Source organism: Paraglaciecola sp. T6c (genome assembly GCF_000014225.1).
Classification (GTDB): domain Bacteria; phylum Pseudomonadota; class Gammaproteobacteria; order Enterobacterales; family Alteromonadaceae; genus Paraglaciecola; species Paraglaciecola atlantica_A.
In genome coordinates this window covers 2,607,593-2,624,065 of sequence record NC_008228.1, presented here as the reverse complement: position 1 = coordinate 2,624,065, position 16,473 = coordinate 2,607,593, and the positions used below count along the sequence as shown (strand labels likewise).

Below are 16,473 nucleotides of genomic sequence, written 5' to 3'. Positions count from 1 at the left end.
GTTTATTATCGGTCATAATCCACAATGCATGATTATTTAGAAATATACAGTGATTAATAGCTTGCTTAAAGTTGTTCAGCGTATGTATATAACGCTTTAAGTATGGCTAATTTGTCGTTATTAGATTGATACTGTTCGCTGAGTAACTCTAAGGTTTGTACGTAATCCGTCATCGTAATACTGGACGGTGACGTATCATCCAACAAGCGGAACTTACGGTGATTTTGCCAGCGTTGCAGTTCTTGCTCATTCAACGATGTGGGGAAATTTCGACCTTTATAATAAAACAGCAGATTGTCTAATCTAGGATCTTCAAAGGGGAGTGTAAGGTCGGCCAATTGTTCAGTGCTACTGTGTAACACTTGATCCATCAAAGCCCGATCTTTTGGACTAAAGAATGCGCCGCTATAAAGAGCATGGTCAGCGTCCTGTTCTTTGTTATCTCTAGTCGTGCTATGAACCGCAATCAGTTTAGCAACCAACTCAGGGTGTTGTTTGAGTACTTTTAGATTGCTTAGGCACACTTCTCGGTTAATACCGAGTCTAGCCGCGTTAGATTCATCTAACGTTTTAGCCGGAGCAATTACAGGGCTTTTGTTAACATGAATTAATTTGATTGGTAAACGTTGTTCACCTTCTTCAAGCATATTGGATGGGGTGTAGAGCTTTTCAATAATCTCGTCCACCGACAAATCAATTAAAGGCTGAATGTCTAACGCTAGATTTACCACTATAAAAGCATTTTTATTAGTAGGATGTTGAGCAACAGGGGCTATCCACGTACAACACCCGTTTATGGCTGGTAGCTTTGAGGATATATGTACCAAAGGAGTATGTGCATTGATATCGAAAAGGGCAATAACGTTTTTCTTAAACCGTAAATTAAACAAATAATCGTATAATTTTGGCTGCGCAGTTTTGACGAGTTTTGCCATACCAATCGTGGCGTGTACATCCGACATGGCATCATGGGCTGCAGCATGCTCAATGTTATTCGCTTTGCTTAAATCTTCTAATTTAAAACTAGGAGAACCATCGTCTTTTAATGGCCACTCTATACCCTCAGGTCGAAGTGCGTAACAGGCTCTAACAACATCGATAATATCCCAACGACTATTACCATTGCGCCATTCGCGGCCGTAGGGGTCGTAAAAGTTTCGATACAGAGTGTATCGTGTCACTTCGTCATCAAAACGGATATTATTGTAGCCAGCAACACAGGTTTCAGGCGCCGAAAATTCTTGATGTATCTTTTGGATAAAGTCGGGCTCTACCATGCCGTCACGCAAGCTATGTTGTGGTGTTATACCTGTGATCAAACATGCCTGTGGGTTAGGTAAATAATCATTTGGAATTTGGTTGAAAATCATCAAAGGCTGGGAAATGATGTTCAGATCCAAGTCGGTTCGAATACCAGCAAACTGACATGCAGGATCTTTTTGAGGATTAACGCCCCATGTTTCGTAATCGTGCCAATATATCGATGGTGTAGACACAGTATTCCTTATCGTTTTGATTCTCAGGGGATCTCAACAGAATTACGTTGCAAACTCAAATTAAACCCCGTTTTTTGTTTATAACTATGTAATTTAATTGAACATTGTATTTATTTATCTCGCACAAACTAAAGTACTACCTATAAAGCCTATTAAAACCGACAATTTGTGCTTAACTCTAAGTGTGTTAACAATTTGTTGTTCAAATGGTAGCTCACCTTTGGAGTATTTATGCAATCATTACGAGTTAGCGATTATATGAATTGTCGCCCTGTTACCTTTTCTCTAGAAATGTCTGTAGCCGAAGCCGTCGAACGTTTACTACAAAGTGGACAAACGGGTGGTCCGGTTGTTGACGAAAAGAATAAAGTCGTTGGTTTCCTATCGGAGCAAGACTGTTTGGTAAGAATGATCGAATCAAGTTATTACCGAGAGCAAGTTTGTCGGGTGAAAGACATCATGCAAACGGAGGTTATCTCAATTCGTCCTTACGTCTCTGTGATTGAACAAGCGCAGAAAATGTTAGTCGCTAAACCTAAGGTTTACCCAATCGTTGACGATGACGGTTATTTATTAGGAACAATCAATCGCTCTCAACTTTTGAACGCAATAGATATGCAGCTAAGAGATGGATACCGTATAGCCGGTTAGGCTTTTTTAGGGTTTTACCCAATCGGTACTAGTATTTAAATTCTCATTCTTCTAGGATCAACACCCATTGTGGTTGTCCCTAGTATGAGCAAATTTTATTGTCTTCACATTTATCAGAAACGCAAAGCGCTCCGTTAACTTATTCCCAATTAAGCGAACTGACGTCAGTGTGTATGGCGTCGGATCGGTTTCGTTTTCAACGCCGCTTTAAACAGATTCAACGATTCGATAACAAAAAGAAAAACGAAGCCCTCGCTAAGTTGAGTAAAGATATTGATAGGTCGGTGTTATTAAAAGAGCAAAGGCAAGCTAACCTTCCGAAGGTAGAATACCCAGACTTACCCGTTACTGAACAAAAACAGAAAATTTCAGATGCGATCCGCGATAATCAAGTGGTGATTATTGCAGGTGAAACGGGCTCGGGTAAAACAACTCAAATTCCGAAAATTTGTTTAGAGTTAGGGCGAGGTGTAAGTGGTTTAATCGGCCATACTCAGCCACGAAGACTCGCCGCTAGAAGCGTCGCTAACCGCATAGCAGAAGAACTACATAGCGAACTAGGAAATGAAGTCGGGTTTAAAATTCGTTTCTCAGATCAAGTGAGTGACCGTACCTATGTAAAGTTAATGACAGACGGTATTTTGCTCGCAGAAATTCAACAAGATAGATTTTTAAATCAGTATGACACCATTATTATTGATGAGGCGCATGAGCGAAGCCTCAATATTGATTTTATCCTCGGTATACTGAAACAACTACTGCCTAAAAGACCGGATTTAAAGTTGATCATCACCTCAGCGACGATCGACCCTGAGCGCTTTTCAAAGCATTTTGATGATGCTCCGATTATTCAAGTGAGCGGCCGAACTTTCCCAGTCGAAATGCGTTACAGACCATTACTAGATGACGACGGTGAGAACGACAGGGACCAAGCGCAAGCGATAATTGATGCGGTGAATGAACTGGGTAACCATAGCCAAGGAGACATTTTAGTCTTTCTGAGTGGTGAGAGAGACATCCGCGACATGGCAGATGCACTGACACGTCAACAATTCCGGCACACTGAAGTCGTGCCACTTTACGCTAGGCTGTCTGCAGCAGAACAAAACAAGATATTTCAATCTCACTCGGGTCGACGCATCGTGCTTGCCACCAACGTCGCTGAAACATCATTAACAGTGCCTGGGATTAAATACGTTATTGACCCAGGTACGGCCCGTATCTCACGGTACAGTGTGCGCAGTAAAGTACAGCGATTACCAATTGAGCCCATTTCCCAAGCTTCCGCCAATCAAAGGGCAGGGCGTTGTGGTCGCGTATCAGATGGTATCTGTATTCGTTTGTACAGTGAAGATGACTATAACAATCGCAATGAGTTTACTGATCCTGAAATACTAAGAACGAATTTAGCCTCTGTCATCTTACAGATGATGGCGCTAGGCCTTGGCAAAATTGACGAGTTCCCCTTCGTGCAGATGCCAGACTCACGCAGTATCAATGATGGTTTTAATCTGCTCGAAGAGCTTGGTGGAGTCGAGAAAAATACGGGGCGTTTAAACTTAACCACCATCGGCCGGCAAATGGCGCGTTTACCCATCGATCCTCGCTATGCCCGGATGATTGTCGAAGCAGAAAAACTCAATAGTATGCGAGACGTATCTATTATTACCGCTGGTTTAAGCATTCAAGACCCGCGAGAGCGCCCACAAGATAAACGGCAAGCGGCTGATGAGAAACACCAAGCATTTGCCAATAAAGAGTCTGACTTTTTAGGCTTATTAACGCTTTGGTTAGAATTTAAAGCAAAACAAGTCGAACTGACCAACAATCAATTACGCAAGTGGTGCAAGCAAAACTTCATTAACTATTTACGTATGCGAGAGTGGCAAGACATTGTAAGCCAGTTGAGAAAATCTATCGCAGAGCTCGGGTTTAGTATCAGCCAGGCAGATGCGGATTATCAAGCTATTCACCAAGCGATGGCTGCTGGATTGCTATCTCATATCGGCAATAAAGATAAAGACAAGGAATACCTTGGCGCACGTAACGGCAAGTTCATGTTATTTCCTGGGTCAGGAATTGCCAAAGCGAGTCCTAAATGGGTGATGGTTGCTGAGCTTGTGGATACATCCCGACTATTTGGTCGAATGGGCGCAAAAATTGAACCTCAATGGCTGGAGTCACTAGCGCCTCATTTAATTAAACGTAATTACAGTGAGCCACATTGGTCGAAGAAGCAAGGAGTTGTCCAAGCGTTTGAAAGTGTGACTTTGTACGGCTTACCTTTAGTTTCTAAACGTCGCGTTGTTTACAGCCAAATAGACCCAGTTATCAGTCGTGAAATATTCATACGAGAGGCCTTGGTTAATCAAGATACTAAGTTAAATGACGATTTTTTAACTGAAAACCAGTTAGAAGTGGATGAAATTAAAGGGTTAGAGGATAAGACACGCCGCCGCGACTTGTTGGTGGATGAAGAGGCGTTGGTTGATTTTTATGCTCAGCTTATTCCTACACATGTATGCAGCGAGGCCAGTTTTAAGAAATGGTGGGGCAAAACTAAAAACACCCAGCCCGACTTGCTAACCTATTCAAAGCAAATGCTGCTTAAGAACTCACCGACAAAGTCACATGCATATGATTTCCCTGAAACGTGGCAGCAAGGCAATTTAACTCTGCGTCTAGATTATCACTTCAACCCCACGGATATAGATGATGGTGTCAATTTATTGGTGCCGCTTTCCCTATTAAACCAGTTGTCTGTTGTGGGGTTTGATTGGTTAGTGCCTGGGCTACGTCACGAGCTTATCGTCACTCTTATTAAATCATTACCAAAACGTCTTCGACGAAACTTTGTACCCGCACCTAACTACGCGGATGCTTGTTTGTCCGATATCTCTGCGATAGATAAGAAAGGCCAACCTATCGCTTTTCTAAGTGCAATCAGCCAAAAGTTAAAGCGCATGACTGGCGTAGAAGTCGAAATAGAAGAATGGCAGATAGATAGCCTACCTTTTCATCTACGCTTTAATTTTAAAGTGCTAGACGATAATAACAAGGTCGTGCAACAAGGTAGGGATCTGCAGGCGTTACAGCACCAGTTACAGGGAAAAGTAAAGCAGAGCCTGAGCAAAATGGCGAAACCTGGATTAGAAAGGTCAGGCATAACTCAGTGGGATTTTGAGCGCTTACCCACTGAATATGTCAGCAAGCAAAGTGGATTTAATGTAAAAGCGTACCCTGCGTTGGTGTCTGAAAAAAATGCGGTAGCGATAAAACTATTTGATAAGCTGCATATGGCACAGCAAGCGCATCAGCTAGGATTACGACAATTAATTTTGTTATCGATTCCATCACCTATTAAATATCTGCATGAAAAACTGCCTAATAAAGCTAAGCTCGGTTTGTACTTTAACCCATTCGGGAAGGTTGCTGCCCTGATTGATGATGTCATCGCGGCCGCAACAGACGAGCTGATAGAAAGCTACCGTGACCTTCACGGTGACATTCGCACGCCAGAAGCCTTTCACGCCTGTAGCGAGCATGTTCGCAGCGAAATAAATGATAGCGTGTTAACCATCGCCCAGAAAGTTGAAACCGGCCTAACCAAAGCGCACCAAATCAAGAAGAAAATGAAGGGTAATGTGCCGATGGCGATGATCAATGCTTATGGGGATATAAAGCAGCATTTAGACAGCCTAGTATTCAACGGGTTTGTAAGTGATATCGGTGCTCGACGTTTGAGCGATTGGCAACGCTACATTGAAGGGATCGCCAGACGAATCGAAAAACTACCTATCGACCCAACAAAAGACCGCTTGCATCAATTGAACGTAGAAAAAGTGCACGGTGAGTATACAAAGCGGTTGCAGAAAATCCCTGCCGGCGTACCTATACCTGATGAATTAAAAGAAGTTCGCTGGATGATAGAAGAGCTTAGAGTGTCATTCTTTGCCCAGCAATTAGGCACAGCTATGCCGATATCAACCAAACGGATTATCAGCCAATTAGACGCTAATTAGCTCATTTAGGGGCAATCTTGATATTTAACTGAGTGGATTAAGAAAAGTCCGTTGACATTGCTTAATCCGCACCCTATAAACACAGAGTAGGCAATAAACTAGGACGGAATTTTTGATGTTAGGCTACAACGACAAACGTAATTTTTTTCGCATGATGGTCAATTCAGCTTGCGAGATTGTGGTTAACGACGATGAGTCGAGTCGTACGTTGCACGCAGTATGTAAGGATATAAGTGCTACAGGCATGTCATTTGAAGTGGAAGAGCAATCCGTAGAAATCGGTACCGCTGTTGACGTTTATATTGAATCAACAAACAGCCAAATCCCTTCCTTGTCAGCCAAAGCACGCGTGGTGCGCTCTGAGTGCAATGAAGACAGCACCTGCGTAATTGGCGTCGAAATTACTGAGATGAATTAGCCTTAGACATAACGGGCTGTTACTCTCAGTTATAAAGGTCTAGGACGCTGAGCAAAGCGTAGGAAAATAAACAAGCGCTAACCTTAGAAGTAGCGCTTGTTAAGTATTTCTATAACGCCTCACAATAGTACCTCACAGCACTTTGCAGATTAATCCCTTCAAGTAAAACCCCTCAGGGTAGTTTGTTGAGACCGGATGATCAGGCGCTTGTGATAAGCGCTGGATTATTTGTACTTCTCGGCCAGCATCTAATGCAGCATCCGCTACGACTTTTTGAAACAAATCGAAGGGCATTAAACCTGAACAGCTAAATGTGGCTAGAATGCCGCCAGGGGCCATGATCTGCATTGCCAGCATGTTGATATCTTTATATCCACGACACGCTCTATTTAGCGAAGCCTTAGAGTCTACGAATTTGGGTGGGTCGAGTATAATTTGGGAAAACTGTTTAGACTGTGCTTTGTAATCACGTAATGCTTGAAATACATCATGATTAATAAACTCACATTTTGAACTATCTAGCTGGTTAATATCCACGTTGCGTTTAGCCGTTTCAAGGGCAAGGTCAGATACATCTAAACTAGTAACGCTACACGCACCAGCAGCAAGTGCATAACTACCGAATGTGCCTGTGTAGCAAAAGCAGTTTAATACGTCACGATCTTTGGCATATTGAGCGGCGATAGCGCGGTTATCGCGCTGATCTAAATAGAAACCCGTTTTATGACCTTGTTTCACATTGACGATGATTTTTACACCATTTTCTTCAATGATGACTTCATCCGGTATGTCGCCAGCAAGCACTTGGGTGATTTCTTCTAATCCCTCTTTTTTGCGCACTGCTACATCACTTCGCTCATATATGCCATGCTCAGGAAATTGTGCTTTTAGCGCCCATACTATTTTTTCTCTATGTTTATCAGCCCCTGCTGAGAGCAGTTGGCAGACGATAACATTGGCATAAACATCGATGGTCACCCCTGGTAGGCCATCTGATTCTGCGGCAATCAAACGATATCCGGTTAAACCATGTCGCTCAATTAGCTCTTCTCTGGATTGTTGGGCTCTCGCGATACGACGTTGAAAAAAACCGTTGTCGACACTTTCATTTTGCGTAAACGTCCATATTCTAACTTGTATCTGAGAATGTGGTGAGTAGGCTCCGCGGCCTAGCCATACGTCTTCGTGACTATAAACATCGACGGTATCGCCGAGATTCATTCGGCCTTTAGTGCTCTCAATTGCACTGGCAAATATCCAAGGGTGACGACGTAATAAAGACTTTTCTCGACCGGGGTGAAGTGTAACGCGTGATGACATAGTGTGGTGGTTTCCAGCATACAAATTGAAAGTAGATGAGCGTGGCGCAAAATCACATTATCAATGGTACAAATTAAACAAAAAATTCAATGGAGAATTCATGCAATTTATCGATTATGAAGAAGGGACGGCAACGGACACGCTTTTTGTTAATGATACTACAAAACCTACCCTCAAACAGGGGCAAGTGTTAGTAAAGGTACACAGCTTTGGTATTAACCGCGCTGATACACTACAGCGCCAAGGTAAATACCCAGCACCAAGAGGGGAAAGTCCAATTCTTGGTCTTGAGGTATCAGGGGAAATTGTAAGTCTTGGTATATCTGCTGATAACGAGTCTTCCCGTTGGCAAATAGGCGATGAAGTCTTTGCGCTTGTGGCTGGCGGCGGGTATGCCCAATATGTGGCGGTCAATTCTGAACACTTAATGCCTAAGCCTAAAAACGTGGATATGCCGAGTGCCGCTGGTATCGCCGAGGTTTTCTTAACGGCATACCAAAGTTTGTTTCAAGTGGGCGGATTAAAAACTGGGCAGCGGGTTCTTATACATGCTGGAGCGAGTGCTGTGGGTCTTGCCGCGATTCAATTAGCAAAAGCAGATGGTTGTCATGTCAGTGTTACCGCATCAACTGAGAAAAAACTTGCGGTATGCGAAAAGTATGGCGCCGATCGACTGATAAATTACAAAACTCAAAATTTTGCTGAATGTTTCGAGCAAGGCGGAGTCGACGTTATTATTGATTTTGTTGCAGGGGATTATTTGAATCGAAACTTAAAAATCCTCAACGCTGATGGAACGATAGTGTACTTAGCTATGTTGGCCGGTCGCTATGCCGACAAAGTAGACATGGCCCTGATGCTTGCGAAACGCGCCACCATCACAGGCTCTACACTGCGAAGCCGGAGCGACGAATACAAAAGCGTTTTAATACATGACTTTTGTCACAGATTTTTGGCTGATTTTGACAATGGTGCTTTAAGACCTGTTATCGACACCCAATATAACGTAAAAGATATTGCTTTGACGCACGAACGCCTTGAACGAAATGACACCATGGGTAAATTGGTTGTTAGTTGGAATTAATCTATCTCGCTACAAGGTTGCTTACTTGAGGCGATGTTAAATGTCTTAAAAGATGTGTGGCGCACGTCTCGTGATCAATTACTTGGGAGGTAGGTCACAGATTTATCATCGATTGTTTGAAAATTAGACTATGAAATGGAAGGTTAGAGACAATAGAGAGTCTCTAACCTCATTTTATCGATTACAACGTCGATAAGAATTATTGCTGTTGAAGCACACTGAACTCCTCTTTAGAGACAAATCCATCCTTGTTGCTATCTAATTCGTTGAATATAGTGGCCAAAGTAGTATCAATACTGGCTTCTTTTGCACTTAACATATTGTCTTCGTTTACATCTAAAGCAGCAAAAATATCCGTTGCGGCAAATGCGCCTACTGACGTTAGGGCGAGAACACCCGCTATAATAATTTTTTTCATTCGTTTCTCCACGTTATTTAAGAATGTCGTTTACTTTGTAAGGCACTAGGATTGATTTAACGTTACGCTGATTTTAATAGGCTACAATCTTGCGACCAAGGCAATAAGGGTTTAGTTCTCTAACTCACTGGCGCTAAGGTAACCATCCTTGTTTACATCTAACTCGGTAAACACCGAAGACAGGGCCGCATCTGAGGAGGCTTCTTCTAGGCTAATGCGACCGTCATTATCCGTGTCTAACGCGTCCATTATATCGTCTTGTGCCAATACACAGTTTGAGGCGAAAAGTAGGCTAGTAATAACAATTAACTTTTTCATCTTATCGATTCCTTATGGCTAAATATTTAGCTAGGTTTTCGTAGCGATACCTGATTCTATTGAATCCGGTCTGACAAATTTAAAGAGCGAACTTGCTCGGTGGTTCAGATCGGGTAGAAGCATTTATATATATGCCGAACTCGCTCATAAACTCAGCTAAACGGTTACACGCTTCATGCCAACTAAGAATAGTGCATAATTTTCAACGAGTTATAAGGGGGGGAGCGGCCTAGATACAAAGTGGACAATGATAATTTAATGTTATAGTGCTAAAACAGTTACACAAATTCCGGGTTGAAACAAAAAGTGTTAAATATCAATTGTTTAAATGGAGTTAAATTGGTTACGCGTAGCGAAAAAGCAACAAAATAAAGAAACATTTTGTGTGCATTGTCTCATTTATTTTGTCGCCAAAGGTAAGAAGGATTTGGCAATTTAACGTTTAGGTAAATTGCTGATCCACATCGTTTGATATGGTGCTAGTTCAATGAAACTGTCTGCAGCATAAATGGGTTGCTGCGTCATTAAGTCTATCCACTCGTCGGTGCCTACTAAGTTAATATCACTTAAGTGTATTTCTTGTATCTCATCACAAATATTACTGATACAAAATATGCTTTGTCTTCTATCGATACTCTGACGCCAGAAACCAAATACTTTGCTTCCTAACTGCAAGGTAAATTGTGTAGCGTTGGGGTGAAATGCCACCTGCTGGCGGCGTATGGTGAGTAGCTCACCCATGGCCTTCAATACGCGTTGGTGTTGGGAGTAGGGCGATGCTAATTGCTTCTGTAATTCAGTATATTGCCATTTGTGACGATTTATAGCGCGGTTATGACTGGTATTTTTAACCCGTTCGTAATCATTACCTGTAGCCAATAAACTGTGAATATAGATCCCAGGGATCCCTTCTAAACCAAGCATAATCGCATGGGCGCACATAAAACGCTGGAAGCCCCATTTATCCGTTCCCTTCGTTGTCCCCTGAAGAGCGTCATATAATGCAATATTAATTTCATACGCTTTTTGCTGCCCATTTTCAGAAGCACGCCACGAAATTCTGCCGCCAAAATTCTGCATAGTGTTTACGAGTACCGTGAGCTCCTCGTCTTCTAATAAGCCTTCAGCTGGTCGTAGGCCGATTCCATCATGGGATGCAATAAAATTAAAATAGGTAGTGCCGTTTTGCGCTGGGGGCATGCTCATTAACCATGACTTCAGGTAATGACAATCACCCGTAATGAGAGTATTTACCAACAATGGGGGCAAAGAGAAATTGTAGATCGCATGAGCTTCATTGGCATTTCCAAGGTAAGCTAAGTTTTCTCTATTTGGTATATTCGTTTCTGTGATAATAATCACATCTGGCTGCGCATGTTCAATAAGTGTGCGCAGTAATCTTACCACTTCATGGGTTTGTTCTAAGTTGATACAAGGTGTGCCAAGTTTTTTCCATAAAAAAGCCACGGCATCCAGCCTGAACAGCCTGACGCCATTATCCAAATATTGACGAATGATTGAAACGAAAGTTTCTAACACTTTGGGATTACGAAAATCAAAATCAACTTGATCGTGACTGAATGTGCACCAAACATGCTCGATACCTTTTGCTGTTTCAGTCTCACGTAATAGAGGAGACGTACGAGGCCTGACCACATTTGATAAGTCTTCATCTGGACTTGCCGTGTAGAAGAAGTCGCTGCCTGGTCCTTCGCCCTTAATGAAGTTATCAAACCAAGCGCTTCGCGAAGAACAATGGTTAATTACCACATCTGACATTAACCTAAAGTCTGTCGCGATCCGTTTGATGTCTTCCCAATCGCCTAATGCTTCGTTCACACTAGAATAGTCGATCACAGAAAAGCCATCATCTGAACTGTAAGGAAAAAACGGTAATATATGCACGCTGTTCAAGTTCTTCGCACAGCATTCATTTAAAAAGGTGTAAAGGGTCGTTAATGGCTTCTCCCCAGGCGATTCAATTGAATCGCCATAAGTGATCAGCACGGCATCTTCTTGCGTCCAATTATTGTGGTGGCGTAAAGGAGGTGCGATTGATACGTCCTTTTCAAACCCCATCGTAGTCAACAGATCTTGGGCGAATGTTTGATAGGTAACACTCAGCTCAACCTCATTGTAAATAACAGCCAAATGATGTTCGACTAACTCGGCTAATTGGTCATAAGTACTTTGCATTGCTTCACCATTCATTATTGTTGTTCTAAAGGGATTCTTTACACTCGTTATAATCTTGTTCAACAGCGTCTTTTAGCCGCTCCAATACATTAGGCATAGCACTTACCACACGGTTCCAGCTTGGGATGAATGGGGTTTCCATTGGATTATCTAAGAAACTTTCGCCTGCCTTCATAATGTTCTGGGCAAACAACTCAACCGCTTTTTCTTCGTTGTGAATATCCAGTGACAAGCCATTCATGATGGCATCGTTATGATAGGTTTCGACAAAATCTAAAGCGATTCGGTAATACGTCGCTTTGATAGAACGGAACGTTTCCATGTTGAACGTTTCACCCTGAGTCGCTAGCTTTCTAAACATGGCCTTGGTAATGTCGATAGACATTTTCGACAAACCACCTGCGTCATTGTCAGCTGAAAGATCTTGATGCTTATGATCATATGTTTTGGCAATATCTGCTTGGCACAGGCGATTGCTTGAATAGTTTCTGTGCATTTCTGATAACACACCAATCTCAAGACCCCAGTCGCTAGGAATACGAATATCATTTAAAACGTCGCGTCTGAAGGAGAATTCGCCGGCTAGGGGGTAGCGGAAGCTGTCCATAAAATCGAGATAATCGGTGTTGCCAATCACACGCTTTAACGCTCTGAGCATGGGGGTGACGAGCAATCGTGATACACGACCATTAATTTTGCCGTTAGCAACACGAGCGTAATAGCCTTTACAAAACTCATAGTTAAATTGTGGATTCGCTACTGGATAAATCAATCGCGCTAGCAGGCTTCTGTCATAGGTTAATATATCGCAATCATGTAGCGCGACTGATTCAGCCGTGCCTGTGGCAAGAATGTAACCCATGCAGTACCAAACATTACGGCCCTTTCCTAACTCTTTTGGCGCAAGGCCCATTTGAGCTAGCTCTTCGTCCAACGCTTTGAGACGAGGTCCGTCATTCCACAAGATACGGTGGTTCTGTCCAAGTTTGTCGAAAAAGCCCAGTGCATGCTTGTATTGTTCTTTATCTGCTCGGTCTAAGCCGATAACGACTTGAGAAAGGTAGGGGACTTTAGAAATCTCTGAAACAATATGCGGTAACGCCTCTCCTTCTAGCTCAGAAAACAATGAAGGTAATATGAGCGCCATCGGACGCCTCCTAGCAAAACTCACTAGTTCTTTTTCTAAATCTTCAACGGGTCTTTCAGATAAGTTATGTAATGTGGTAACAATGCCGTTTTGATAAAAGTCAGCCATGATGATTCCTTTGGTTCTAGGATAAAAATAATAAGTAAATTAATAAAAGTTGAGCTTTAGACTAACTTTCATTGATCAGAATTTTAGATAAACATTCAGTCCAGCCTGAAGGTCCTTCTAATGTACTATCGTAGACACCTGTTGTTCTCTCAAGTGGTGGAAACGAATGGGTGGGTGATTTAATACGTACCGCAATGTTACTGGCTTCCAGCATAGCCACATCATTGTTGCTATCGCCTAACGCGACACTCAAAGTTGCACTGTGCCCAATATGACGTTGGAATGCCGTGACTAACCATTGCAAGGCAATTCCTTTATCGCATAGTCCTGACACACCAAGAAAGCGACCGCCTTGTAACACGGTAGCACCCAGTTGCTGCAACTGAGTGACAAACTCGCGCTTTCTATCTGGCGACCCGAGCCATTTAACGGGCTCACTAAACATACGGGTGTTGGCCAGCTTTGCATTATTAGGGCTAAGTCCGGTGTGCTCTATGAGTTGTTGCTCGCCCATGGTAGAAAACTGCAAAAACTCTCCTGAAAAGTCACTTTCAACACTGGCAATTAATGCCAGCCAATGCGAGCGAGGTTGAGCAAATTCTTTGACCCAAAAGCCTTCTATGCTCTTTGTACCTTCGGGCTGTGTCTTCATTAAATGCTGAGGGATAAAAACCGCAGCGCCGTTTTCTACGATAAGTGGACCATTAAGTTTTAGCTCTGCCATAAGAGAGTCTAATTCTGCTTTGGTTTTGCTTGTGGTAGGGATGACTGGAATGTGTTTGCTTCTAAGGACATCCAGCATGTTCAGTGCTGGCGCATAACTGTAAGTGTTATGATCCAACAATGTGCCATCCATATCGGTAAACACGAGTAACTGTTTAAGCATGAACACCTCTTCGTGTAAGTGCAGTGATTCTGCGCGCTGAATTTAAACTGAACACGAGGTCACATTTTTGTGGCAGCGTTGATAAACCATGTTCAGTTAGGCGTTGATAATATTGTATGAAGGCTAACACTTGCTCATCGCTCATTACTTTGCTTCCAGTACTAGAATCTGCGGTCGAAAGGGAGGCACGTAATTTGTGCTCTTGTTCCAATCGCCACGCATAGACGCTCTCAAAAGAAGGTGCCTTGAGCATCACCCAATAATCCATGTTCGCATAAAGTGGTACGTAGTTTTGCGCCAATTGTTTATTAACGAATCGGCGCCACACACCCGTCTCATCTTGTTCGTCTTCAAGGGCATTGATGGGAGCGATAAGTTGTGCCTCATTCTGTGCTTCAACGCCCCAGCACCAACCTTCAAAAATAACCACATCTACCTGTCCGTCAATCTGTTGCCATTGACTCACCGGAGCGGGATTGTCATCGGCTTTATTAAACCGAGGGATTGATGTGGCAACGCCGCTGTGTAGCGATGAAAGCACCTGTGACGCTAATGCTATATCGTGTGTGCCTGGCACACCGCGTGTTTTGAATAGTGGGTGCACCTTGACGGCAATAGCATTGCGCTGGGATTGATCCAGATAAAAGTCGTCAAGTGACATGACAACCACTTTTAAACCATGCTCTTGTGTAAGGTAACTGGCCAGAAACTCGGATAATGTTGACTTACCAGACCCTTGGCATCCATTGATGCCTAAAAAATAGGGCGCGCATGCACCAGATTGGTGCTTGGCGATGTTTTCAGCAAGCGGTATGTACCATTTTCTTGCATCGTGTAAAAAGTCCTTACTTAACTGATGTTTATCAGTAAATTCGGTTAACATATTTACGTTCTCTCCCTTGTTATGCACCAATGTTGCTGCTCATTAACCATATTCAATATGCTATGACACATCTAAGCAATCAACATACATGCCAATCACTATCAGTGAGTATGCTTGGCTGCTATTTCTGGGCTAAGGGGCATGAATTTTAAAAGGTGAGAAGCGCAGTGAGTATCTATTGCGTTAATATAGTGAGGTATGGATATAACGCTAAAAAACGCACGCGCTAAACAGACTTCGTCTTTGCGCCAGGGTGATGAGTGTCACATACATATTTGTACACAACTCTTAGGCTGGTTAAACTCAGCGCTAATAGCTTTAAGCGCCCTAAGTGTGGTAAAAATAGTGGGTCGAAATTAATAAAGTAGATATACAGGTGGTTTAACTCCGAGCCTTCATACCTAAATCAGAAGACAAGGTATGTTGGCCGCGAAGTGCGTTCGCAAGAATGTGTCATTCGCCAGGGTTGTGAGAGAAATCAAACAGCCTCCCCGTAAGTGCCAAGGCGATAAGGCCCGGCAACTTCAATTTGGAAAGGTGTTAGTGAATATGTTGCAAGATAAATTTGGTCGCCGGTTTCATTACCTGCGGCTGTCCATTACTGATGTGTGTAATTTTAGTTGTGAGTACTGTCTACCTGATGGGTATCAGTGCGATACCGACAGGGATTTCTTGTCTCTGATTGAAATTACACGCATTGCAGGTGCCTTTGCGAAACTAGGCACCAGCAAAATTCGTATAACGGGTGGCGAGCCTTCGCTACGAAAAGATTTGCCAGACGCTATTCGTGCCTGCGCAAATACCCCGGGCATCAAGCAGGTCGCGATCACGACGAATGGTTATAAATTACCTGATCATATCGACAGCTGGGTAGAAGCTGGCCTGACACAAATGAATGTCAGTATTGACAGCTTGGACCCCCGTATGTTCGCGTCTATCACTGGCCACGATAAACTAGATGTTATTCTGCGCGGAATTGATAGAGCCGTAGAGCTTGGGGTGACAGTGAAAGTCAATGCTGTTTTGATGCGCCACTTTAACCAGCATGAGTTATCCGCGTTCTTAAAGTGGATCAAAACAACCCCAATTACGTTGCGCTTTATAGAATTAATGCAAACCGGTGATAATCAATTGTTTTTTGATAAGAACCACGCCTCTGGTTTGCCCATTAAAGAGCAACTTATCAGTGAGGGATGGCAGCAAATTATTCGCGATAAAGCCGCGGGGCCAGCGCAAGAGTTTGCTCACCCTGACTTTAAGGGGCGTATTGGTCTTATTATGCCCTATAGCAAAGACTTCTGCGCGAGCTGTAACCGTCTTAGAATTTCAGCCTTGGGTAAACTGCACCTGTGTTTGTTCAGTGAACAGGGCCTTGATATACGTGAGTATATTGCTGACGATGATACCCAGCGTTTACAAGAAGAGTTAAGGACACTCCTAGGAGATAAAAAATCCACTCACTTCCTGCATGATGGTTATACTGGCGCCACTAAGCACCTTGCAATGCTGGGCGGCTAACACTTGAT

Annotated in this window: 13 protein-coding genes and 1 riboswitch; of the genes, 5 read left to right on the top strand and 8 right to left on the bottom strand. The window is 43.0% G+C overall.

Features of this window, described 5'->3' with window-relative positions:
• Positions 1–65 precede the first annotated feature (65 nt).
• Entirely contained in the window at positions 66–1,496 is a 1,431-nt protein-coding gene (gene sbcB, locus PATL_RS11085) for an exodeoxyribonuclease I (RefSeq protein ID WP_011574974.1), read from the bottom strand.
• Between the two features lie 231 nt (positions 1,497–1,727).
• Here sbcB and PATL_RS11080 point away from each other — a divergent pair, with 231 nt between their 5' ends.
• The 3 genes from PATL_RS11080 (at position 1,728) to PATL_RS11070 (ending at position 6,587) form a co-directional block, all read left to right on the top strand.
• On the top strand, positions 1,728–2,147 hold the full coding sequence (locus PATL_RS11080; protein WP_011574973.1) for a CBS domain-containing protein: 420 nt from the start codon (positions 1,728–1,730) through the stop codon (positions 2,145–2,147).
• Positions 2,148–2,245: 98 nt separating this feature from the next.
• Positions 2,246–6,169: an ATP-dependent RNA helicase HrpA gene (hrpA, locus tag PATL_RS11075; RefSeq protein WP_041713707.1), complete on the top strand. Its 3,924-nt coding sequence runs from the start codon at positions 2,246–2,248 to the stop codon at positions 6,167–6,169.
• A gap of 115 nt (positions 6,170–6,284) precedes the next feature.
• The gene (locus PATL_RS11070) at positions 6,285–6,587 is read left to right on the top strand and encodes a PilZ domain-containing protein (protein ID WP_006993337.1); all 303 of its coding nucleotides are present in this window, start codon (positions 6,285–6,287) and stop codon (positions 6,585–6,587) included.
• A gap of 132 nt (positions 6,588–6,719) precedes the next feature.
• Here the strand turns inward: PATL_RS11070 and PATL_RS11065 are convergent, their stop codons facing one another.
• Positions 6,720–7,907, bottom strand: a complete 1,188-nt coding sequence (locus PATL_RS11065) for a class I SAM-dependent rRNA methyltransferase (protein WP_011574971.1) — start codon at positions 7,905–7,907, stop codon at positions 6,720–6,722.
• Positions 7,908–8,007: 100 nt separating this feature from the next.
• Here PATL_RS11065 and PATL_RS11060 point away from each other — a divergent pair, with 100 nt between their 5' ends.
• Entirely contained in the window at positions 8,008–8,991 is a 984-nt protein-coding gene (locus tag PATL_RS11060) for an NAD(P)H-quinone oxidoreductase (RefSeq protein ID WP_011574970.1), read from the top strand.
• 199 nt (positions 8,992–9,190) lie between these two features.
• Here PATL_RS11060 and PATL_RS11055 read toward each other — a convergent pair whose 3' ends face one another.
• The 6 genes from PATL_RS11055 to PATL_RS11030 all read right to left on the bottom strand — a co-directional run bounded on the left by PATL_RS11055 (position 9,191) and on the right by PATL_RS11030 (position 14,947).
• Positions 9,191–9,409, bottom strand: a complete 219-nt coding sequence (locus PATL_RS11055; RefSeq protein ID WP_011574969.1) for an EF-hand domain-containing protein — start codon at positions 9,407–9,409, stop codon at positions 9,191–9,193.
• Positions 9,410–9,520: 111 nt separating this feature from the next.
• Entirely contained in the window at positions 9,521–9,727 is a 207-nt protein-coding gene (locus PATL_RS11050) for an EF-hand domain-containing protein (protein ID WP_011574968.1), read from the bottom strand.
• A gap of 435 nt (positions 9,728–10,162) precedes the next feature.
• Positions 10,163–11,938 carry a sugar phosphorylase gene (locus PATL_RS11045; protein WP_041713705.1) on the bottom strand — a complete coding sequence of 592 codons (1,776 nt, stop codon included), beginning with the start codon at positions 11,936–11,938 and terminating at the stop codon, positions 10,163–10,165.
• A gap of 10 nt (positions 11,939–11,948) precedes the next feature.
• Complete coding sequence (locus tag PATL_RS11040; RefSeq protein WP_006993331.1) at positions 11,949–13,178, bottom strand: hypothetical protein; 1,230 nt, start codon at positions 13,176–13,178, stop codon at positions 11,949–11,951.
• A gap of 61 nt (positions 13,179–13,239) precedes the next feature.
• Positions 13,240–14,064, bottom strand: a complete 825-nt coding sequence (locus PATL_RS11035) for an HAD-IIB family hydrolase (RefSeq protein ID WP_011574966.1) — start codon at positions 14,062–14,064, stop codon at positions 13,240–13,242.
• Positions 14,057–14,947, bottom strand: a complete 891-nt coding sequence (locus PATL_RS11030; RefSeq protein WP_011574965.1) for a kinase — start codon at positions 14,945–14,947, stop codon at positions 14,057–14,059. Before PATL_RS11030 ends, PATL_RS11035 begins: the two co-directional genes overlap by 8 nt.
• Before the next feature lie 373 nt (positions 14,948–15,320).
• A riboswitch (molybdenum cofactor riboswitch) is annotated at positions 15,321–15,471 on the top strand.
• Positions 15,472–15,496: 25 nt separating this feature from the next.
• On the opposite strand from PATL_RS11030, the gene moaA reads away from it, so the two are divergent.
• The gene (gene moaA, locus PATL_RS11025) at positions 15,497–16,465 is read left to right on the top strand and encodes a GTP 3',8-cyclase MoaA (RefSeq protein WP_011574964.1); all 969 of its coding nucleotides are present in this window, start codon (positions 15,497–15,499) and stop codon (positions 16,463–16,465) included.
• Positions 16,466–16,473 lie beyond the last annotated feature (8 nt).

Coding starts and splice junctions, on each gene's coding strand:
- PATL_RS11080 (WP_011574973.1), top strand. CDS start 1,728: ATGCAATCATTACGAGTTAGCGATTATATGAATTGTCGCCCTGTTACC.
- PATL_RS11070 (WP_006993337.1), top strand. CDS start 6,285: ATGTTAGGCTACAACGACAAACGTAATTTTTTTCGCATGATGGTCAAT.
- PATL_RS11065 (WP_011574971.1), bottom strand. CDS start 7,907: ATGTCATCACGCGTTACACTTCACCCCGGTCGAGAAAAGTCTTTATTA.
- PATL_RS11060 (WP_011574970.1), top strand. CDS start 8,008: ATGCAATTTATCGATTATGAAGAAGGGACGGCAACGGACACGCTTTTT.
- PATL_RS11055 (WP_011574969.1), bottom strand. CDS start 9,409: ATGAAAAAAATTATTATAGCGGGTGTTCTCGCCCTAACGTCAGTAGGC.
- PATL_RS11050 (WP_011574968.1), bottom strand. CDS start 9,727: ATGAAAAAGTTAATTGTTATTACTAGCCTACTTTTCGCCTCAAACTGT.
- PATL_RS11045 (WP_041713705.1), bottom strand. CDS start 11,938: ATGAATGGTGAAGCAATGCAAAGTACTTATGACCAATTAGCCGAGTTA.
- PATL_RS11040 (WP_006993331.1), bottom strand. CDS start 13,178: ATGGCTGACTTTTATCAAAACGGCATTGTTACCACATTACATAACTTA.
- PATL_RS11035 (WP_011574966.1), bottom strand. CDS start 14,064: ATGCTTAAACAGTTACTCGTGTTTACCGATATGGATGGCACATTGTTG.
- PATL_RS11030 (WP_011574965.1), bottom strand. CDS start 14,947: ATGTTAACCGAATTTACTGATAAACATCAGTTAAGTAAGGACTTTTTA.
- moaA (WP_011574964.1), top strand. CDS start 15,497: ATGTTGCAAGATAAATTTGGTCGCCGGTTTCATTACCTGCGGCTGTCC.